This is a genomic window from Noviherbaspirillum malthae (assembly GCF_015352985.1).
Classification (GTDB): domain Bacteria; phylum Pseudomonadota; class Gammaproteobacteria; order Burkholderiales; family Burkholderiaceae_D; genus Noviherbaspirillum; species Noviherbaspirillum malthae.
Window position 1 is genome coordinate 1 of the sequence record NZ_JACYXF010000048.1, and the last position, 20,839, is coordinate 20,839.

The window sequence follows — 20,839 nt, forward strand, 5'->3', positions numbered from 1 at the left end:
GACGACTCGCTGGCGCTGCGCCGCTCCTGCCGCGAAGGCGTGTGCGGCTCGGACGCGATGAACATCAACGGCAAGAACGGACTGGCCTGCACGACCAATCTCAACGAGCTGACCGAGCCGATCGTGCTGCGGCCGCTGCCGGGACTGCCGGTGATCCGCGACCTGATCGTGGACATGACGCAGTTCTTCAAGCAGTACCACTCGATCAAGCCGTACCTGATCAACGAGACGATTCCGCCGGAGAAGGAGCGTCTGCAGACGCCGGCCGAGCGCGAGGAGCTCGACGGCCTGTACGAGTGCATCCTGTGCGCCTGCTGTTCGACGTCCTGCCCGTCGTTCTGGTGGAACCCGGACAAGTTCGTGGGGCCGGCGGGTCTGCTGCAGGCGTACCGCTTCATTGCCGACAGCCGCGACCAGGCGACCAATGAGCGGCTGGACAACCTGGAAGATCCGTACCGGCTGTTCCGCTGCCATACCATCATGAACTGCGTCGATGTGTGTCCGAAGGGCCTGAACCCGACACGCGCCATCGGCAAGATCAAGGAACTGATGGTGCGTCGTACGGTGTAAGGCCGTCGCGGCCGGAACAGGCCGCGCCGTTGCAAGCACCTCGGCAGTGCGGGCCTTCGGGTCCCCACTGCCTTTTCATTTTTCCGTCCCGGCGCAGACCCTGGAGCTTGCACGTCCCTGCCCGGAAAGCGCCTCCAACATTCAGGACATGGTAGCCGATTGCTGCCGTGTGTACTCTTCCTGCTCCTGAATAAACGCCTCCCTTGTCATGCGGATGGCTGCCGGAGAATGGACTTACAACCAACAAAAACCCTTCACCCGCGTCCAACCTGCTAACAAGTCAAGGTTAAAAGCTTGCATATATGGGATAAGCCGGGAAATTGGTCCATGAACGCTCTCACGGCAGCATATAGAGCCGCTTTCGCACGCATACAGCACGGCATCCAAGTTCCAACAATGTTTATACGCAAGACCATGTAAGTTGCGCGGCAGTAAGCCGTCAACACTAGAGCGCTTTCGAACGCCCTAGTGCAATGCACCATTTTTTGGCGCATCTATTTCACTTACTCACGGTATTTCCGCTTGCTGCAGCGCAGCGAAATATTCACTCTTTAGTGGAACTTTGCCAATGCCGCGACCTCTACCCATGCTCCGCCAGCCTGTGAAGTCCGGCTTGTCAGCCCCCGGCTTTTTCCGTCCCGCAGGCGGCCTCTTCCTTGCCTACGGCATAACACGACCGTGCCCCTGCACAGTTTGAATAAGGATTACGAACATGTTCAGCTTTCCATTCAACACCGACACTGCAGCCAATCGGAATAACATCGCTTCCCCGGCACCGTTCCTGGCCTTTACCAACCGCATGTTGAATGCTTCCCTGCAGCTGCAGGAATTGAACCGCCAGGCTCTGCGCCGCCTGGTCGAGGAATCGGCGCTGGAAATGCAGAAGGCATTACAGGTCAGGACGCTGGCCGATGCCCAGTTGCTCGTCAGCGAGCATTCCAAATCGTCGGTGGAAAAATTCACCGGTTACTGGCAGAACGTCGGCAATATTGCATTGGAAACCTGGGGTTCGCCGCGCCGGGTAGTAGGCGCCGTGGAAGCATCCGTTTCCGCCCCCGCAATCGCGGCCGAGGCGGCGGTACCGGTCGCCGAAGCTTTCGTGGAACAGCCTGCCGTGATCACCAAGGCGCATGAGACGGATGTTCATCCGTCGCCGCTGGTGGAAAAACTGGTGGCTTCCGTGGCCGTTGACCCGGAAAAGGCCGGCGGACGCACCAAGCATTAATCCGATGCACACGGGCTGCGGCTTCCCGCAGTCCGCTCCCGTTCTCTTCAGCCTTCCCTGGTCTTCAGCAGCCCTCTCCTGGCGCTGCAGGCATGCGCAACGCATGCGGCTACTTTCTTCCGCAGTTTCCGCTCCAGTTCCAACTTGATATCGTCATTGCCTGCATTGACGGCATAGCGGAAATACCCCTTCCTGCACGCTCCGAAAATACCGGGAGCATGGATCGTCAGATTTCTGCACAAACCGGGCTTTCTTCGCCTTTTCCTTCGATGGCACTCTCCCGTCGCGCCGCAGAATATCGCTTTCATACACGCAGGCGGGCGCTGAAGCCTCCAAATCTTTCCATGATGTCTACCTTGCGCCGGCTCCTTCCCCTGCTGGTTCTGTCGGCAATCGGCTTCGGCATTTATCTGGGTGCAAAGCACCTGACGACGTTCCGCTTCGAAGGCTGGAACGGCCCGCAAGAGGAAAGCCGGATGGCTGCAGCAGTGAACGCCGACATGTCCGGCTATTCGAAAGGCGGCAGGCATGCAGTGGCGGTGCTGGTCACGGACACCGCTTCCGACTGGCTGGGGCTGGCGCATGGACTCAAGACCATCGGTGTTCCCTTCATCCTGACGCGCGATGTCGAACAGGCCATCTCGCACAAGATGGTGCTGGTGTATCCCGCCATGTCGGGGAAGCTGCTGAGCGGCGATGCATTGCGCGCGCTCGCAGCCCATCCGCGCAACGGCGGAACGCTGGTCGGTTTCGAGATTCTCGGCGGGGGTATGAATGAAGTCTTCGGCTTCGGCGAGTTCTCCGCCAGCCGCAACCGCAAATCCATGCGCTTCGCAGCCGCATCGTCCGGCACAAGCGTCCTGCCCGACGCCGACGATGCCGAAGTGTCGCTGTCCGGTCCGTCGGGCGGCGTGCCGTCTTACGCATTTTCGCCGACGACAGGAAAGCCGGCTGCGCTGTACGACGACGGACTTGCCGCCGCGGTGCAGCGGGAGCATGCCGGCGGCGGCAAGACGGTCGCATTCGGCGTCGACCTCGGCGCCTATATCGCGAAAGCCTATAACGGCCGGCAGGATCTCGGCCGCCGATACATCAACGCCTACGAACCCGGCGTCGACACGTTTCTTCGCATCTTGCGCGGCATGTACCGCGCCGCCGAACCGATGGCGGTGACGCTGGACACCGTGCCCTTCGGGAAATCGGCATCGGTGATCATCACTCACGATGTCGATTACACCCGCTCCATCGAAAACGCCGTCCGCTATGCCGAATTCGAACGCGCGCAGGGCATCGTCGCCACCTACTTCATCCAGACCAAGTATGTGCGTGACTGGAACGACGACATCTTTTTCAATCAGCACGGTGCGGAGCTGACGCGGCAGCTGGCCGGCATGGGCATGGAGATCGCCAGCCATTCGGTGTCGCACTCGCGCGTCTTCTCCCGCTTTCCTCTCGGCGACGGCAAGGAGCGCTATCCCGATTACACGCCGCGCGTGACAGGCAAGGAGGAGGCCAAAGGCGGAAGTCTGCTCGGCGAGCTGAGGGTCAGCCGCTTCCTGCTTCAGCAGGCGGCACCGGGCTCGGCGGTGGAAAGCTTCCGTCCGGGCCACCTGGAGTATCCGTTCGACCTGCCGCAGGCGCTGCAGGCCACCGGCTACCGCTTCAGCTCTTCCATCAGCAGCGGCACTGCATTGAGCCATCTCCCTTTCCGCCTCAATCATGGGCGCGCCAACAGCGCCGAGACCAGCATCTACGAATTCCCGATCACGATCGAGGATGAACTGCAAAGGCCGATGACCGGGCGCATCGGCGCCGCAGCTGCGGTGCTCGACAGGCTGGCCAGATACGGCGGCAGCTGCGTCGTGCTGATCCATCCCGATGTCTTCGATGACAAGCTGGAATTTCTCAAGGGCTTCGTCGCCGACGCAAAGGCGAAGAAGGTGTGGTTCGGAACACTGAGCGGGTTCGGCAGGTGGTGGTCCGCGCGCGACAAGGTCGGCATGGATGTCAGGCGCTCGGGATCGCGAATGGAGCTTGAGCTGCAGTTCGAAGAGGCCGTCTCCGGCTTGTCGGTGCAGGTGCCGCGCGGATGGACGCTGGCCGATGACGGCAAGAGCGATTCCGACGTACGGCAGGATGGGAACCAGGTGACGCTAAGCCATGGACCCGGCAGCCTGCAACTGGTGTTTGAAGCGGCGCGCTGATCCGGCTCCGATATGACCATTCGACAGCAGGAGCCGCAGCGCGGCTTCTGTTATGCTTTCGGCCTTTTCCGCGATTCGCGGACTACGGCTGATCAACGTTTTGCGGGAGACATTCGGCATGAGCATGCACACTTGGTGGCTGTTCGTCATGATGACATTCGTCGTTTCGGCGACGCCGGGACCCAACATGATCCTGGTAATGAGCCACAGCGCGCGTCACGGCTTGCGTGCGGCGCTGGCCACCATGGCCGGCTGCATGACCGCGTTGCTGGCGATGATGAGCCTGTCGGCAGCGGGATTGGGCGCCTTGCTGCAGGCATTTCCTTCGGTGTTCGATGCGCTGCGCTGGGCAGGCGCGGCCTATCTTGCCTATCTCGGCATCAAGAGCTGGCGCACTCCGGTAAGGGAAGACGCCGCGCAGGTCGAAGCCGAGCCGGCGGGCAAGCCCTCAAATACCGGATATCTGTATCGCCAGGGCCTGTTCGTCGCCGCCAGCAATCCCAAGGCGATCCTGTTCGCGGCCGCATTCTTCCCGCAGTTCATTCAGCCGGAACTGCCGCAGATGCCGCAGTTCGGCATCCTGCTGGCGACCTTTGCCGTCATCGAAGTGAGCTGGTACCTGGTGTACGCCTGCAGCGGTCGACAGCTTGCCGCCTATCTGCGCCGCGCGCCGGTGCTCAGGGTCTTCAATCGGGTCACGGGCGGCGTATTCGTCGGCTTCGCGGCGCTGATGGCGGCTGCTCGGCATTGATTTTCATTCTTTGCTGTCGCACTGATCATTCCCGTCCTTGTAGGCCTTCTCGCGCAGGCGGGCGCAGGAAAGCTTACGCTTGCGGGAGAAGGGCAAGCGTGCTGCCTTGCTGCCGCCTCGATCGATACCGTCTCTGCCGCCCCTCTCCCGCGGGCGGGGGTGAAAGCGGCATTGAAGCCGCAGAAGACATTGCCTCCTCTGCCTCAATCTGCCTGGCAGCCCAGGACTCGGCGTGCATGCGATGTGGACCCATCACCCGACCGCAACCCAACTAAACGGCACCCATCCCCCCTTCCGCCCTCCTGTTGCAGCCTGCGCCGCATACTCATACGTCACCTTCTGGAACGAGAACGTTACCAATTCCTCCGGCATTTCACGCGCGGCGTCATGCATCAGTTCGACATTCGTCAGCCGCACCTTCTCGAACCTGATCGTCGCATACAGCTGCGCGGGCGCGCCGGCCCTGCGCATGGACAACAGGGCGCTGGGCACTTCCTTGCCGCCGACGCAGCGCGCCATCAATGCCGGCGACGCCGTATCGATCAGGTGCGAAAAGCGGAACTCGCGCACATCCCCCCTGCCCGTGCCCTTGCCCGACAAGCCTTGTTCGGCGCGCCAGTTGACGCCCCAGTTCCAGCCGGTGACCATGATCGCGCCCTTGTATTCGGCGTCCTCGGACTCGCCGCTGATCTGATCGAACTGAATGAAACAATCGGCCATCGCGGCCTCGCTATTCGCTAAGAGACGTTAAAGGACATCACGCCGCCTTCTGCGATGGCAGCTTGGACACCAGTCTCAGCGACACCGTCAGTCCCTCCAGCTGATAGTGAGGCCGCAGGAAGAACTTCGACGAGTAATAACCGGGATTGCCTTCCACATCTTCCACCACCACCTCGGCCGAGGCCAGCGGACGCCGCGCCTTGGTCTCATCGGATGAAATCGAAGGATCGCCGTCGACATACTGCATGATCCAGTCGTTGAGCCAGCGCTGCATGTCGCTGCGCTCCTTGAAGGTACCCACCTTGTCGCGCACCATGCACTTCAGGTAATGCGCAAAACGGCACACCGCGAACAGGTAAGGCAGGCGCGCGCCGAGATTGGCATTGGCGGTGGCATCCGGGTCTTCATACTCGGCCGGTTTGTGCAGCGACTGCGCGCCGACGAAGGCGGCGAAGTCGGAATTCTTCCTGTGCACCAGCGGCATGAAGCCGTTCTTCGCCAGTTCGGCTTCGCGCCGGTCGGACACGGCAATCTCCGTCGGGCACTTCATGTCGACGCCGCCGTCATCGGTCGGAAAGGTATGCACCGGCAACCCTGCCACCGCGCCGCCGGACTCGATGCCGCGGATCTGCGTGCACCAGCCGTACTGCTTGAAGGCGCGGGTAATGTTGGTGGCCATCGCATAGGCGGAATTGGCCCAGGTATAGCGGCTGTGGTCGCCGCCGGCCGTGTCTTCCTCGAAGGCGAAGTCGTCCAGCGGTTCGGTTTTCTGGCCATACGGCAGGCGGGCAAGGAAGCGCGGCATCGCCAGGCCGATGTACTGCGAATCCTCGGAGTCGCGCAGCGAGCGCCAGGCTGCGTATTCGGGCGTCTGGAAAATCTTGGTCAGGTCGCGCGGGTTCGAGAGCTCCTGCCAGGAATCCATCTGCATCACCGACGGCGATGCACCGGCAATGAACGGACAATGCGCGGCCGAAGCTACCTTGGCGAGTTCCGACAGCATCTCCACATCCTGCGGCGCATGGTCGAAATGGTAATCGCCGACCAGGCAGCCGAAGGGTTCGCCGCCGAACTGTCCGTACTCGGCTTCATAGATCTGCTTGAACAGCGGGCTCTGGTCCCAGTTGGTGCCCTTGTAGCGCTTGAGCGTCTTCTGCAGTTCAGGCTTGGCGATGTTCATGACCCGGATCTTGAGCATCTCGTCGGTCTCGGTATTGTTGACGAGATAGTGCAGCCCGCGCCACGCGCCTTCGAGCTTCTGCACATCGGGATGATGCAGGATCAGGTTCATCTGCTGCGACAGTTTCATGTCGAGCGAAGCGATGATGTCCTGGATGGTATCGACGGCGTCGCGGTCGACCAGCTGCGTCGTCTCCAGCGCCTGCTGCGCCAGCGTCTTGACCGCATCCTCGACGGCGCTGCGCGCCTCGTCGGTCTTGGGCTTGAATTCCTTGTTGAGCAGCCGCGCGAAGTCGTCGAATTGCACCGGGCCGCTCAGGCCTTCGGTTTGCAGTTCTGCCATGTTGGTCTCCTTGGAACGGGTTCAATGGCGCAGGATGGCTAGGCCTAATCCATGCTCAATTCGGCAGCTCCGGCTTGGGGCTGGCCGCGAGCGACTGCAGCAGCTCGGGATCTTTCAGGACCTTCTCTATCAGCTCCTCGGCGCCGGTCTTGCCATCCATGTAAGTGATCAGGTTGCTCAGCTGCTGGCGCGCTTCCAGCAGCTTGCGCAGCGGCTCGATCTTGCGCGCCATTGCACCGGGGGAAAAATCGTCCATGCTGTCGAAGGTCATCTCGACCTGCATCTCGCCCTGCCCCGTCAGCGCATTCGGCACGGTGATCTGCACGCGCGGCTTCATGGCCTTCATGCGCGCATCGAAATTGTCGACGTCGATCTCGACGAAACTGCGCTCGGCCACCGGCGGCAGCGGCTCGGCCGGCTTGCCGGCGAGATCGGCCATCACGCCCATGACGAAGGGCAGCTGCACCTTCTTCTGCGAACCGAACACTTCGACGTCGTATTCGATCTGGACGCGCGGCGCGCGGTTGCGGGCAATGAATTTCTGTCCTTGTGCCATGATGCCTCCTCAGGGTTGCAGGTTCACGCTGCCGGATTTGCGCCGGCCTTCCTACTCAGGCCTCGGCCCGGCCACCAGGTCCACCGACGAGATCGCATCCGGCGCGATGTCGCGCACGATGTCGTAGAAGCTCATGGTGGCAAGGCGCTGTGCGCGGCGCAGCAGCAGCGGCGCGGGGTTGGTGGGTTCGTTCTTTTCGAAATACAGGCAGATGAGATCGAGCATGCGCGCCGCATCCTGGCTCGAACGGATCTCGCCGACCGGCTGCACGGCGGAAGCGCTGCGCTGCGCGGGCGCAGACTGCATGGCAACGGCCTCGCCTTGCCCGCTCTGTTCTCCATGTTCGCCTTGCATGTCCGACGGCTCCGATGCAAGGTGTCCATCCGCAGTGAAATTCTTCAAGAAATCGGCCAGCGGCTTCAGGCGCGCGACGAGCGGCTGCAGATCGGGCGCACGCTCGGCGCCGATCAGATCGGACAGCCATTTTTGCAGGCTGCGGGCCGAGTCTATTGCATGCTGTGCATGGTTCTCGCTCAGCCGTCCTTCATTGCGTGCCGCATTCGCAATTGCTTCGATGTCGGCGAGGCCGAGGGTGCGCTGTTCGCCCTCATGCGCAAGCAGGCCGAGCGCAATTTCCAGCTGCCGCACCGTGCAGCTGCCCATGCCGCGAACGGACAGGAACACGCTGTCGCGCAAGTCGGCCAGCAAGCCTTCACGGTCCGCCAGCGGCGCCAGCGCATTCATGCGCAGGGTGGGATCGTTGTCGTCGGTCTCGTCCAGCGTCGGATAGACGTGGTCCCACATTTCGCGGCACAGGCGGTCGATCAGCTGCAGTCCCGCGGCCAGGCCGGGGAGTCCCTGCAGATGCGTCCAGGCGCGTGCGAGCGCGCAGGCCACCCGCAGGTCGCGCGTGCGTGACGACAGTTTCTGCGCCTGCTCCTGCACCTCCTTCCAGTCCGGCGGCTCGGCGGGGATCACGGTGTCGCCGTACTGCCGCTCCGACCTGCCCTTCTGAGCCAGTTCCAGCGCAAGGAAGTCCGGGTCGTATTCCAGATCGGCACCTGCGGGGCTGGCGGAGTCCAGTGCATTGCAGAACTGTTCTACATCGATCAAGGCGTCCTCCTGCGATCGCTGGCTTGCGTCTTACTGTACCGGCAAAAACGGCGGGGGGCACTACTACTGAAGCCGTAGGTGGGCATGGAGGCGTCGGCACTACGGCTTTCGTAGGATTGACCGCTGGAGTGCAGGGCCGATAGAGTGGGTTGGGCGGGGTCGCGGTTTTCGGTATCGGAAATGATTTTGTTTCAGATGCAGCGTTATACGTCAATTACGTTTCGCTTGAGCAGTCGGGCCGGCGTGCAAGGTAAAGAATACTCCTCCCCTTTCAAGGGGGACGTAGCAGGGGTTTCGCAAGGCATGCCTTGCGCCTGCGAAGTCGGAGCCGCTTGCAAGCGGCGAGGTGGAGGTTGGGAGGGGGTTGGGTTTAAAGAGCCGCATTAACCCATCCCCACCCTAACCCTCCTCCTACGCCAGGCGCCCTTGAAGGGGAGGGAATTCTGATGTTTTGATGCGCTGCAAGTTACTCCTCAATTCAAGGATGAAGGCCGAGTGCAGGCAACAAAACGAATGCAGGCGGCTCAAGCCTTTGGATGCTTAACTAAAGAGAACGCAATGCGAATCACCGATACCAAGGCAGCCCAGTCGGAACTGATCGCCGCGCTGCGCAAGCACCCCGACGACGTCAATGCGCGGCTGCAACTCTTCCGTTTCGCCGTCATCGACGGCAACTGGGACCGTGCCGGCACGCAACTCGACGCGGCCGAAAGCCTAGATGCCAGCCTCGCCCATACCGCCATGGTGTACCGCCGCAACATCGCTTGCGAACGCAGGCGTGCTTCGGTATTCACCATGGGAGCGGCGCCGGTCTTCCTTGGCGAGCCGCCGGCATGGGCCGGCTATCTGGCGCAGGCATTGATGCGGACAGGCGAGGACGGCGCCGAACTGGCCATGGCCGCGCTCGAAGAAGCGCAAGCCGTCGGCGGCACCATCAACGGCCAGTCCTTTGCATGGCTCGCCGATGCGGACAACCGTCTCGGCCCGATGCTTGAAGCCTTCATCGACGGCCACTATTACTGGGTGCCGTTCGAACACCTCGCCGGCATCGCCATCCAGCCGCCGGACGATCTGCTCGACCTTGCCTGGTGCCCCTGCGAACTGACGCTGTCCAACGGCGGCAGCTGCAATGCCTATATTCCGACGCGCTATCCGGCCACCGACGGCACGCAGCGCGACGAACTCAAGCTGGCCAGGCTGACCGAGTGGCAGGCCTGGGCCGGCGACATGCAAAAAGGCCTCGGCCAGCGCGTCTTCGTCACGGACCGCGACGAGTATGCGCTGCTGGACTGCCGCGACATCCGCTTCGACGTGCGCTTCGCGCCGGGCGGGGCGCTTCTGTCATGAGCGACGGCCAGTTTTCGCGCGACCGCCTGCAGCCTGCCCTGCTCGACCGGCTGATCGACGAGACGCCGCACAGCAAGACCGAGGCGATCGAACACAAGGTGATCTCGCGCAGCCGCCTGCGCGATATCGTGCTGCGCGACTTGAGCTGGCTGTTCAATGCATCCGCCCCGCTGCAGGATGCCGACGAACGCCTGCATGCGCATGCGCGCCGTTCGGTGCTCAACTACGGCATGCCCTGCCTGTCCGGCAAACTGGTCTCGCATGTGGAACTGTTCGACCTGGAACAGGCGATGCGGCAGGCGATTCTCGATTTCGAGCCGCGCATCCTGCCCGGCACGCTCGAAGTCAGGGGTTCGATGCCGGAAGATGAACTCAGCCATCACAACGTGCTGAGCTTCGAAATTTCCGGCCAGCTGTGGTCGCAGCCCTATCCGCTGGAACTGCTGCTCAAGACCGATCTCGACCTGGAAACCGGCATGGTGAAGGTGCAGGACGGCAAGGTGAGCGCCGCGGTGATGCGCGGCGCGGAGGCGCGCTGACATGCATCCGCGCCTGCTCGACAGCTACAACCGCGAACTGGCCCATCTGCGGGAAATGGGCGCCGAGTTCGCCCAGGAATTTCCGAAGGTGGCCGCCCGCCTCGGCATGGAAGGACTGGAAGTCGCCGATCCCTATGTCGAGCGCCTGATGGAAGGCTTCGCCTTCGTCGCGGCGCGCATACAGCTCAAGCTGGATGCGGAGTTTCCGCGCTTCACGCAGCATCTGCTGGAAATGATCTACCCGCACTTTCTCGCGCCGATGCCGTCCTTCGGCGTTGTGGCGATGAAACCCAATTTTTCCGAGGGCGCGCTGGTGCAGGGCGTGCGCGTGCCGCGCGGCAGCAGCCTGCGCAGCGTGATTCCGCGCGGCCAGCAGACCGCCTGCGAATTCCGCACCGCGCATGACGTAACGCTCTATCCCATCGAACTCGCGCAAGCGAACTACTTTTCACACGCCGCCGACCTGCCCGTGCCGCAGGCGCGGCTGGCGATGCCGGCGCGCTCCGGCCTGCGGCTGAAGCTGGCGGCGCAGGCCGGGCTGAGCTTCGGCAGCATCGATTGCGACGCGCTGTGCTTTCACATCAATGCCGCCGACGACCTCGCGGTGCCGCTGCTCGAACTGCTCTTCTCGCAGTGCGCGGGCGTGATGCTGGTGCAGGACGGCAAGCTGCTCGGCACGCTGGATAGAAGCTGCCTGCGGGAAGTCGGCTTCGACGAAGACGAAGCCCTGCTGCCCTACGGCAAGCGCTCCTTCCAGGGCTACCGGCTGCTGCAGGAATACTTTGCCTTTCCGCAGCGCTTCCTGTTCTTCGAGGTGCGCGGCATGGGGCCGCTGCTGCGCAAGGCAAGCAGCACGGAAGTGGAACTGGTGCCGCTGTTCGCACGGCATGAGCCGAGGCTGGACGGCGCGCTGGAAGCCGCGCATTTCTGCCTGTATGCGACGCCGGTGGCCAATCTGCTGGAGCGCCGCGCCGACCGTGTTCCTGTCGGCGACGGCGAATTCGAACATCACCTGGTGATCGACCGCACCCGGCCGCTGGACTACGAAGTGTTCTCGATCTCGCGGCTGCGCGGCTTCGGCAGCGGCGATGCCGCCGAGGTCGAATTCCAGCCTTTCCATGCCAGTCTCGACCGCAGCGGCACGCGGCAGGATGCGTTCTACACCGCGCGGCGCGAGCCGCGCCTCTCCTCGTCGCGCCAGCAGCAGGCGGGCGGGCGCAGCAGTTATGCAGGCTCGGAAATCTTCCTGTCGCTGGTGGATGCGCGTGAAGCGCCCTATCCCGACAGCATCCGCCAGCTCGGCGCCGACGTCTGGGCCACCAACCGCGACCTGCCGCTGCTGCTGCCGGTCGCGGCGCAGAATCCGCTGTCGCTCGAAACTTCCGCGCCGGTGGCGCGCATAGCCATGGTGCGCGGACCGACGCGCCCGCGCTCGGCGGTGCCTGAAGGCGATGTGGCCTGGCGCCTGATACGGCACCTGTCGCTCAATTACCTGAGCCTGGTCGATGAAGGCGGCGCCGATTCCGTTCATGGCGCCGCCGCGCTGCGCGGGCTGCTGGAACTGTATGCCGATCCGGCCAATCCGTCCATGCGCAGGCAGATCGACGCGCTGCAGGCCGTCACGTCGCAGCCGGTCATCCGGCGCCTGCCGCTGCCCGGGCCGATCGCGTTCGGGCGCGGGCTTGCCATCGACATCCGCATCGATGAAAGCCGGCTGGCCGGCAGCGGCGGCTTCCTGTTCGGCGCCGTTCTCGATCGCTTCCTTGCGCAGCATGCGGCGATCAATACCTTCACCCAGACCCGGCTGATTTCCGACTCACGCGCAGAGGTTCACCAATGGCCGCCACGGATCGGGCTCAAGACACTGGCCTGAGCGCGGAAATCGAGGCTGCGGAAGCCGCCGATGCGCCCGGGCCCGCAATGCGATCCGCGCATGCGGCGCCGCTCGTCGATTTTCATGCGCGGCTGGCCGCGCAACCGCATGCCTTCGATTTCTACCAGGCGCTGCGCAGGCTCGAGGCGCTGCACCGCAACCTGCCGCGCATCGGCGATGCCGCGCGTCCGGCGGATGAAGCAGTCCGGCTTAGCCAGGAGCCGGGCCTGAGTTTCGCACCTGCCAACCTTTGCGCATTCGAGGCGCGCAGCCACGGGCCGCCGCGGCTGTCCTCGCGTTTCCTCGGCCTGTTCGGCCCTCAGGGAGCGCTGCCGACGCACCTGACCGAGCTGGCCAGGGAGCGCATGCGTTCCTGCGGCGATCCGACGCTGGCGCGCTTTGCCGACCTGTTTCATCACCGGCTGCTGTCCTCGTTCTACAAGGCCTGGCGGCAGGCGCAGCCCGCGGCAAGCCACGACCGGCCGGAAAGCGACCGCTTCGGCGATTATCTGGACGCGACCTACGGCGGCAGCCCGCGCGAGGATGCCTTGCCGCCGGACGCCAAGCGATTCTTCGCAGGCCATCTGTCGCGCGGCGTGCGCCATGCCGGCGGGCTGGAAGCGATACTATCCGGCTATTTCGAGGTGCCTGTGCGCCTGCAGCCTTTCCATCCGCAATGGATGCCGCTGCCGCAGGACCAGCGCAGCGCACTCGGAGGAGCCGGCAAGGAGGGCAACAATTGCCTCGGCCGCAGCGCCGTGATCGGCAGGCGGGTCTGGGATGCGCAGCATCATTTTCTGCTGCGTATCGGGCCGATGACGCTGGCGCGCTATGAATCGCTGCTGCCCGGCGCGCCCGGCATGCTGCGCCTGCGCGACTGGGTCAGTCTGTACACCGACCGCCGTCTCGGCTGGCGCGCCCGGCTGATGCTGCGGCGCGAGGAAGTGCCGGCGCTGCAGCTTGGCAGACGCATCAGGCTGGGGTGGACGACGTGGCTGGGGAGGCAGGGGAATGGGGATGGTGCCGGGGTAACGGGGCATTTGCTGGATGGGGAGCGTGAATTGAAACTGCGACCGGCTACATGTACCGAAACCAACTTCGAAGAGTGTGGCGTCACTCTACTCGAACATGACTTGCAATTCGCCAAGCCCTTGGAGTTCCCTCCCCTTCAAGGGGAGGGCTAGGGTGGGGATGGGTTTAATGCGCACCGATAGACCCCCCCTCCTAACCCTCCCACCTCGCCGGCCGCCCTTGAAGGGGGAGGAAGATTCTTTAAGCTCGCAAGCCATCTACAGGAGCAACCATGTCCGAAATCAGCCGTGCCGCCCTGTTCGGCAAACTCAATCCCCCCTTGTACAAGGCGATCGAAGGCGCCACCGTATTCGCCAAGCTGCGCGGCAATCCTTACGTGGAATTCGTGCACTGGCTGCACCAGATGCTGCAACTGCAGGACAGCGACCTGCACCGCGTCACCCGCCATTTCGAATGCGATGCCGGACAGATGGCGGCTGATGTCACGCGGGCCATCGACCGGCTGCCGCGCGGCGCGACGGCCATCTTCGACCTGTCGCCGCACATCGAAGACGCGATCGAACGCGCCTGGGTCTACGGTACGCTGATGTTCGGCGAACTGCAGGTGCGCGGCGGCCACCTGCTGGTCGGCATGCTGAAGACGCCCTCGCTGCGCAACCTGCTGCTGCAGATCTCGCCGCAGTTCGCGCGCATCAAGCCGGAGGCGCTGACCGAGCAGTTCGCAGCACTGCTGTCCGGCTCCCCCGAGCAGGGACAGGCGGCCAGCGACGGCATCACGGCGGCGGCGCCGGGCGAAGCCAGCGGCGCAATGGCCCCGCCCGAACTCGGCAGGCAGGAAGCGCTCGGGCGCTATACCGTCGACCTGACGGCAAAGGCAGCGGCAGGCGAGATCGATCCGGTCACCGGGCGCGACGAGGAAATCCGGCAGCTGGTCGATATCCTGATGCGTCGTCGGCAGAACAATCCCATCCTCACCGGTGAAGCCGGCGTCGGCAAGACTGCGGTGGTCGAGGGTTTTGCATTGCGCATCGCCAGGGGCGACGTGCCGCCGCAGTTGAAGGGGGTGCGCCTGCTGGCGCTGGATGTCGGCCTGCTGCAGGCCGGCGCCTCGATGAAGGGCGAATTCGAGGCCAGGCTGCGCCAGGTGATCGACGAGGTGCAGGCTTCACCCAGGCCCATCGTGCTCTTCATCGACGAAGCCCACACCCTGGTTGGCGCCGGAGGCGCGGCCGGCACAGGCGATGCCGCCAATCTGCTCAAACCGGCGCTGGCGCGCGGCACCCTGCGCACGATCGCCGCGACCACCTGGGCGGAATACAAGAAATACATAGAGAAAGACCCGGCCCTGACGCGCCGTTTCCAGGTCGTGCAGGTACCCGAGCCCGACGAGGACAAGGCCATTCGCATGATGCGCGGCGTCGCCTCGCCGCTGGAACGGCATCACAAGGTGCAATTGCTTGATTCGGCGATCCGCGCCGCAGTGCAGCTGTCGCACCGCTACATTCCCGCGCGGCAGCTGCCCGACAAGGCGGTCAGCCTGCTCGATACGGCTTGCGCCCGGGTTGCCGTGAGCCAGCATGCGATACCGCCGGCGCTCGAAGATGTGGGCCGCCGGATCGATGCCCTGAGCACCGAGCTTGAGATCATCGAACGCGAGGAAGCCATCGGCGAACCGATCGGCTCGCGCAAGTCGGACGTGCTTGCCCAGCTGGCGCAGGCGCGCGACGAGCACGGCACGCTGGAATACCGCTGGCAGCAGGAAAAAGCTTTGGTCGACAGCCTGCTGTCGCTGCGTTCGCAGCTGCGCGAGGAGCAGCAGGATGCGCAAATCGAGTCCGTCGAGCGCGACCGCCTGCTGGAGCAGCTGCGCGGCATCCAGGACCAGCTGGCCGCGATGCAGGGTGACCGGCCGCTGATCCTGCCGTCGGTGGATGAACAGGCGGTAGCGTCCGTAGTCGCCGACTGGACCGGCATTCCGGTGGGCCGCATGGTGAAGGACGAGGTGGAAGCCGTGCTGAAGCTGGCCGATACCCTCAATACCCGGGTGATCGGCCAGCGCCACGGGCTGGAGATGATTGCGCGGCGCATCCAGACCTCGCGCGCGCGGCTCGACAATCCGGGCAAGCCGGTCGGCGTGTTCCTGCTGGTCGGCCCTTCCGGCGTGGGCAAGACGGAGACGGCGCTGGCGCTGGCCGAAACCCTGTACGGCGGCGAGCAGAACGTCATCACCATCAACATGAGCGAGTTCCAGGAAGCGCATACCGTTTCCACGCTCAAGGGCGCGCCGCCCGGCTATGTCGGCTACGGCGAAGGCGGCGTGCTGACCGAAGCGGTACGGCGCCGGCCTTACAGCGTGGTGCTGCTCGATGAAGTGGAGAAGGCCCATCCCGACGTGCACGAGATCTTCTTCCAGGTATTCGACAAGGGGCGCATGGAAGACGGCGAAGGCCGCATGATCGACTTCCGCAACACCATCATCCTGCTGACGTCGAATGTCGGCAGCGACGTGGTAATGAACCTGTGCAAGGACCCGGAGCTGATGCCGGAACCGGAGGCGCTGGCGCAGACGCTGCGCGCGCCGCTATTGAAGGTGTTTCCCGCCGCGCTGCTGGGGCGGATCGTGACGATTCCCTACTATCCGCTGTCGGACGAGATGCTGGGCAATATCGTGCGGCTGCAACTGGACCGCATCGTGCGGCGGGTGCGCGAGAACCACGGCATTCCGCTGCGCTACGACGAAGACGTGGTGAAGCTCATCGTCGGCCGCTGCACCGAAATCGAAAGCGGCGGCCGCATGATCGACGCGGTGCTGACTAATACCGTGCTGCCGCGCATGAGCCATGAGTTCCTGCAGGCGCTGGCGGAAGGCAGGCGCCTGTCTTCCGTTGAGCTCTCGGCCGGTGAAGGCGATTTCCGCTTGGCGTTCCAGTGACGGATGCACGATGAGCGCCTTCAGGATCGATTCGGCGGCGCACGCACGTTGAATTCTCGACGTCAACCTTGGCACTGGTGTAGTTGAGCGCCGTCACCCGAACATCGATTCGTACCGCAGTCGGAGTGGCTGGAACTTGTGATGTATCGATCAGCTGCCGCTGGTGATGCCTGGGAGCGGGGCAAGCATTGCGTGACTGGTTGGGCGGAACGCCAGTTGAGACACTCCATTGCGCGTATACAGTCTTCCTGCAAATCATCTGTCTCTTCTGCCGGGATCATACCAATGAGATTGGTCCATGGAGATCTACACGTTCCAGACAGGTTCTCAATGAATTGCATTCCCATGTGGAACTGAACTCATGCAATTTCTACTCATAAATGCTGCACCCAGAATTTCATGAGTAAATTTTTTGAGGAGAATTCTATGACGCCGCTTACAACGACAATGCCAAGCACTACAACAGCTTCGACCCCTTCAACTCCGGCCGTCAAGGCGAATGAAGGTCCGCTCGGTGTGGAAGATGTAAAGAACTCACTTACGTTGTCTGCAAAACCGGAAGAGAAACGACAATTTCTTCAGAATATCCTGGAGAAATTCAAGAGCGAGCCTGACAAGGACGAAGCTAAAACAAAGTTTACCAACTTGCTCGAAGACTTTTTCGATAACGCCATTACCCCTGAAGGGCGTAAAGATCTGGAAAAAATGCTCGGAATTAATCTCGATACGCTGAAAGGCAAGGACTGATCCGGCAATCGAGATCAGCGTCTGCAGCCCAGACTATCTGACAGTTAAGGTGATGGATTACCCGGTCTGAGAAAAGTGCGTTTCTTCATGGGCCGGTCGCTAGAGCGCTTTCGGTTTGACTGGACTAGGCGTCCCCACACAACGCAGTGCTGCAGGCAAAGTGGCCGGGATCGCCATTCAGGTTAAACCGAAAGCGCTCTAGAGCATTTTCGCGCTGACCTGCGCTATTAAAGGAGCTGAACTTGCCGGAGAAGCCAGGAGTCAGACTAGCACTCAAGGTGACGCGGAGGCTGTTATGGCATGGCAACTTGGTCAGGCCTACGGGCAAGATTTACGCGATCGCGTACTGCATGCCAAAGGCAGCATTCGAGAAGTGGCGGCGCGCTTTGGCGTCAGCAAGTCCTACGTGGCGCGAGCACGTTCGCGGCGAAGGCGCCTTGGAGAAGATACACCTGGAGTGCAGTGCAGCCACACGCCACCCAAACTGACTGGACTCGAACAAGCGCTGATCGACAAGGTTGAAGGCGTCAACGACCTAACCCTCAAGCAGCTCTGCGAGTGGCTCCAGAACGAGCATGGGATGCGGGTTGGTGTCTCCACGCTCTGGAAGACGCTGGCCCGGCTGGGCGTGAGTCTTAAAAAAAGTCACTCCATGCATGCGAGCAAACGCGCCCGGACGTAGCGCAGGCCCGACAGGCATGGCAGGTACAACAACCTGAACTAGAAGTCGATCATCTGGTGTTCCTGGATGAAACCTGGGCCAGCACCAATATGACTCCGACCCGCGGCCGTTCGCCGGTAGGCACGCGCTGTCTTGGCCACGCTCCTTATGGCCATTGGAAAACAACGACGGTGGTGTGCGCCTTGCGCTGCGACGGCTTGGTGGCGCCATGGGTCATTGACGGCCCTATCAATGGTCAGACCTTCCGCACCTGGGTCGAAGAGATCCTGGTGCCGGTGCTACACCCTGGTGACATCGTGGTGCTGGACAATTTGGGTTCGCATAAAGTCGCCGGTATTGAAGAGGCGATGACGGCGGCTGGGGCGCAATTGCTCTTCCTGCCGCCGTATAGCCCAGACTTCAATCCGATAGAACAGGTCTTCTCCAAGATGAAAACCTATCTTCGAAAAGCGGCCAAACGTACTGTCGAGGAGCTATGGTCGGCCATCGGAGAATTAATGGACGCCTTCGCTCCGGATGAGTGTGAGCGATATATCCGCCATGCCGGCTATGGCAAGTCAACGTGAAAATGCTCTAGCCTCAAAGCAGGCGGCTGTCGAACCGGGATGGCTAGCCATGCACGTCAATCACAGGCTGGAGAAGTTGGCGCTTGTCAGAACGGTGTTGATTCGAGTGATGCAAATTCTCAATCCAGCAAATCGAGCATCTGCTGCATCTCGTGCATGCCGGTATGCCGGCGGGTATTCATTCTTGACCTTACGGCCCGCTCGGCTACCCGGGCAGGCCTTTTTTAATGAAGCTTTTCGCATCCGCTCCGGAAGCAAGTGACCAGCGCACGCCTGCCATATACGTTCGCCGGATTGTCATCCCACTTAATGCCAAGTCTCCATGGACTGCAATACCTTGCAGTTCATGAAGATTTTCGCTCTTCATAGGAGTCAGCGACAGACATGCGCAAGGCGGTTGCTTGCGGAAGCGCTTAAGCCCGGTATTAAATAGTTGCAGCGATAGCGCGAACCTTGTTGATATCGGCTGCGCTCGGGTTCCCATGACGCACTGCCTTGGCCATGACGATGGCTGTGTTCAGAGCGTCGATCAAAGTGCCGAACAGGGTAACGGAACGATTTGCTGCGTTGAGTGCGAGAGTGGCCATGGCCTTTTCCTTTCGTGATGTCTTTGTGGCTTGTCGCCGATGAAGACAATATAGGCCCCTCCAAAGAACATTCCCAATTTCAAGTTGTGATGTAAAGATATAAGGTCTATGAATACAGGAAGGAGCAAAGCAGCCCGGCCTAAATGGCATGGAAGAAATGACAAAGGCCCGAACGGGCCCATGTCGCGGATGCTTTTCTACAACGCTGACTTGCTTGAATGCTTACTTGACCGCTTCGAATATCGTACGGGCTGCCGCATGGCAGAACGGCGGCTCATACGTCCCGTGATAGTTGCCGTAGTAATTCGCAAAGGCTGCGCTGGTCGGATCGGTAGGAGCGCGGCCTCCGACGCCGAACGCGGCCTGCACCTGGGGATCGACATCCACCGACGTCACATTGCTCAGACCGCGGCTTGAGAAGTCGGCCTGCGCCACGTCGCGATGCACGGCGGGCGGCACGGTCGGGTCGCCTGCGCCGCCGCAGAGCAGCGTGCGCGCCCTGGGATTCCAGCCGAGCAGGTCGTTTTTCTTCGCCGCCAGGAACAAGGCATTGTTCGGATCGGTTCGTGAATCGTTGATGAAGGCCGGTTGGAATACCGCGTCGCGTGCCTGGTTGGGCGTGACGTTGGGGCCGCCGGGTAGTGCGCCGGTCGTCACCAGAGTGGTGTAGTTCAGCGTCGGATTCGGCAGCAGGGTTTCGATATAGCTCGCATACGGCGCCTTGAAGGCCTGCCCGGGGTTGCTGTAGATATTGCCATAGACCTTCTGCCATGCCGTCACCAGGTAAGGCACGAAGAACTGGTAGCCGGCGATCGCATCGGTCAGCTTGAATGAGCCGGAGAGGTTGTAGGGTCCTGCCAGGTGCGCCGCGCCGGCCACGTTGATCTCGCCGGCATAGTCGCGCTCGATTGCGCGCTGCGCGGCGGCCGAGGAGTGTCCGCCCTGGGAATACCCCGTCAGCATGACCTTGCCCGACAGATTGACATTGCGCCCCGCAGCAGCCCTGCGAGCGGCGCGAATCGAGTCGATGACGCTGGTGGCTTCGGAATCGGCGTGCAGATAGGGGTGATAGGAATAGCTGGATTTGGCGAAGCCCAGGTAGTCCGTCGCCACCACGGCGTAGCCCTGGGCGGCGTACATCGCCGCCAGCAGGAAGGTTTCGCCGTCGGAGGGATTGGCCAGGGTGCGCGGTTTCTGCACGTCGGTGCCCTTGGCATAGGCGACCAGCGGCAGGTTGGTGCTCGGGCAGCTTCCGGCCGGCACCAGCATGACGCCCGAGGCATTGGTCTTCTCGGAATTGACGCCGACGGTGGAATAGTTCAGCGACAGGACCTGCACGTCGCATCTTGCCCGGCCGGAGATGGCCTGCAAGCCGCTGGCGGCCGTACCCGAATCGATCTGCGCCGCGGTCAGTGTCGTCAGGAGCTGCGGGTTTTCGAGCAGATTGCCGCGGTCGTCGCCGTCATCGCTGCCGCCGCAGGCGGCAAGAAGAAGCGCGCTGAGCACCGCCAGGCTGGTTGTCCGCTTCATTGGAATGTTCATTGGTTTGTCTCCGTCTGTATTGTCAGTATTGTCAGTATCAATGGATCCGGCACATCCCTGCACCGGCCGAGCACCGCTGCCGCAACCTTCCAAGCGCAGATCTTGCATTTCCATCCAGAGCAGCTTTTTTCTATTCAGAAATGCTTGTGCCAATCTGCAAAAGTATTGCAACAGTCGGAAAACTGCCTTTTGCTTTTCCCCAATCGTTTGCCACTCCGGAATTCAAAAATGTTCATTTGTTTTCATATTAACCTCATTTTTTTCTAAAACGAAACCAAACGAAACAAAACTGCTAGATTTATTTGTTTTTTATCCGTTCCTCCTGTTTTCG

The 20,839-nt window shown here is 62.2% G+C and carries 17 protein-coding genes; 11 read left to right on the plus strand and 6 right to left on the minus strand.

The features are described from left to right. The 4 genes from IGW03_RS28080 to IGW03_RS28095 all read left to right on the plus strand — a co-directional run. Positions 1-570: succinate dehydrogenase iron-sulfur subunit (locus tag IGW03_RS28080; RefSeq protein ID WP_194725830.1), on the plus strand; the 570-nt coding region annotated here is incomplete at its 5' end. A gap of 712 nt (positions 571-1,282) precedes the next feature. Next, positions 1,283-1,795 (plus strand): phasin family protein, encoded by a 513-nt coding sequence (locus IGW03_RS28085; protein WP_194725831.1) that lies wholly within the window; start codon positions 1,283-1,285, stop codon positions 1,793-1,795. 344 nt (positions 1,796-2,139) lie between these two features. After that, the gene (locus IGW03_RS28090; protein WP_194725832.1) at positions 2,140-3,999 is read left to right on the plus strand and encodes a polysaccharide deacetylase family protein; all 1,860 of its coding nucleotides are present in this window, start codon (positions 2,140-2,142) and stop codon (positions 3,997-3,999) included. Positions 4,000-4,117: 118 nt separating this feature from the next. Then, positions 4,118-4,750, plus strand: coding sequence for a LysE family translocator (locus tag IGW03_RS28095; protein WP_194725833.1), 633 nt, complete (start codon positions 4,118-4,120; stop codon positions 4,748-4,750). Between the two features lie 252 nt (positions 4,751-5,002). On the opposite strand, the gene IGW03_RS28100 is transcribed toward IGW03_RS28095, so the two are convergent. Genes IGW03_RS28100 through tssA form a run of 4 tightly spaced genes read right to left on the minus strand, consistent with a single transcriptional unit; the run spans position 5,003 to position 8,661 of the window. Next, entirely contained in the window at positions 5,003-5,470 is a 468-nt protein-coding gene (locus IGW03_RS28100) for an Hcp family type VI secretion system effector (protein WP_194725834.1), read from the minus strand. A gap of 37 nt (positions 5,471-5,507) precedes the next feature. Continuing rightward, positions 5,508-6,992, minus strand: a complete 1,485-nt coding sequence (tssC, locus tag IGW03_RS28105) for a type VI secretion system contractile sheath large subunit (protein ID WP_194725835.1) — start codon at positions 6,990-6,992, stop codon at positions 5,508-5,510. A gap of 55 nt (positions 6,993-7,047) precedes the next feature. Beyond that, positions 7,048-7,548, minus strand: coding sequence for a type VI secretion system contractile sheath small subunit (tssB, locus tag IGW03_RS28110; RefSeq protein ID WP_194725836.1), 501 nt, complete (start codon positions 7,546-7,548; stop codon positions 7,048-7,050). A gap of 51 nt (positions 7,549-7,599) precedes the next feature. After that, complete coding sequence (tssA, locus tag IGW03_RS28115; protein ID WP_194725837.1) at positions 7,600-8,661, minus strand: type VI secretion system protein TssA; 1,062 nt, start codon at positions 8,659-8,661, stop codon at positions 7,600-7,602. Positions 8,662-9,219: 558 nt separating this feature from the next. Between tssA and IGW03_RS28120 the strand changes: the two genes are divergently transcribed. From IGW03_RS28120 to IGW03_RS28150, 7 genes are all read left to right on the plus strand, one after another. After that, positions 9,220-10,008, plus strand: coding sequence for a type VI secretion system accessory protein TagJ (locus tag IGW03_RS28120; RefSeq protein WP_194725838.1), 789 nt, complete (start codon positions 9,220-9,222; stop codon positions 10,006-10,008). Beyond that, a complete protein-coding gene (tssE, locus tag IGW03_RS28125) occupies positions 10,005-10,547 on the plus strand; it encodes a type VI secretion system baseplate subunit TssE (protein ID WP_194725839.1) in 543 nt (180 codons plus the stop codon). Before IGW03_RS28120 ends, tssE begins: the two co-directional genes overlap by 4 nt. A 1-nt stretch (position 10,548) precedes the next feature. Beyond that, entirely contained in the window at positions 10,549-12,420 is a 1,872-nt protein-coding gene (gene tssF, locus IGW03_RS28130) for a type VI secretion system baseplate subunit TssF (RefSeq protein WP_194725840.1), read from the plus strand. Further along, complete coding sequence (gene tssG, locus IGW03_RS28135) at positions 12,384-13,604, plus strand: type VI secretion system baseplate subunit TssG (RefSeq protein WP_194725841.1); 1,221 nt, start codon at positions 12,384-12,386, stop codon at positions 13,602-13,604. Before tssF ends, tssG begins: the two co-directional genes overlap by 37 nt. Positions 13,605-13,723: 119 nt before the next feature. After that, entirely contained in the window at positions 13,724-16,384 is a 2,661-nt protein-coding gene (gene tssH, locus IGW03_RS28140; protein ID WP_194725842.1) for a type VI secretion system ATPase TssH, read from the plus strand. 426 nt (positions 16,385-16,810) lie between these two features. Further along, a complete protein-coding gene (locus IGW03_RS28145; protein WP_194725843.1) occupies positions 16,811-17,131 on the plus strand; it encodes a hypothetical protein in 321 nt (106 codons plus the stop codon). A 295-nt stretch (positions 17,132-17,426) separates the two neighbouring features. Further along, positions 17,427-18,379, plus strand: a protein-coding gene (locus IGW03_RS28150; RefSeq protein ID WP_194725844.1) for an IS630 family transposase whose coding sequence is annotated in 2 segments (ribosomal slippage) — positions 17,427-17,769 and positions 17,769-18,379 — 954 coding nt in all. Because the reading frame shifts where the segments join, the coding sequence is not laid out codon by codon here. Between the two features lie 425 nt (positions 18,380-18,804). On the opposite strand, the gene IGW03_RS28155 is transcribed toward IGW03_RS28150, so the two are convergent. Together IGW03_RS28155 and IGW03_RS28160 are read right to left on the minus strand one after the other, a co-directional pair. Next, a complete protein-coding gene (locus IGW03_RS28155) occupies positions 18,805-18,966 on the minus strand; it encodes a hypothetical protein (RefSeq protein ID WP_194725845.1) in 162 nt (53 codons plus the stop codon). 222 nt (positions 18,967-19,188) lie between these two features. Beyond that, a complete protein-coding gene (locus IGW03_RS28160) occupies positions 19,189-20,508 on the minus strand; it encodes a lipase family protein (protein ID WP_228536145.1) in 1,320 nt (439 codons plus the stop codon). Positions 20,509-20,839: the final 331 nt, after the last annotated feature.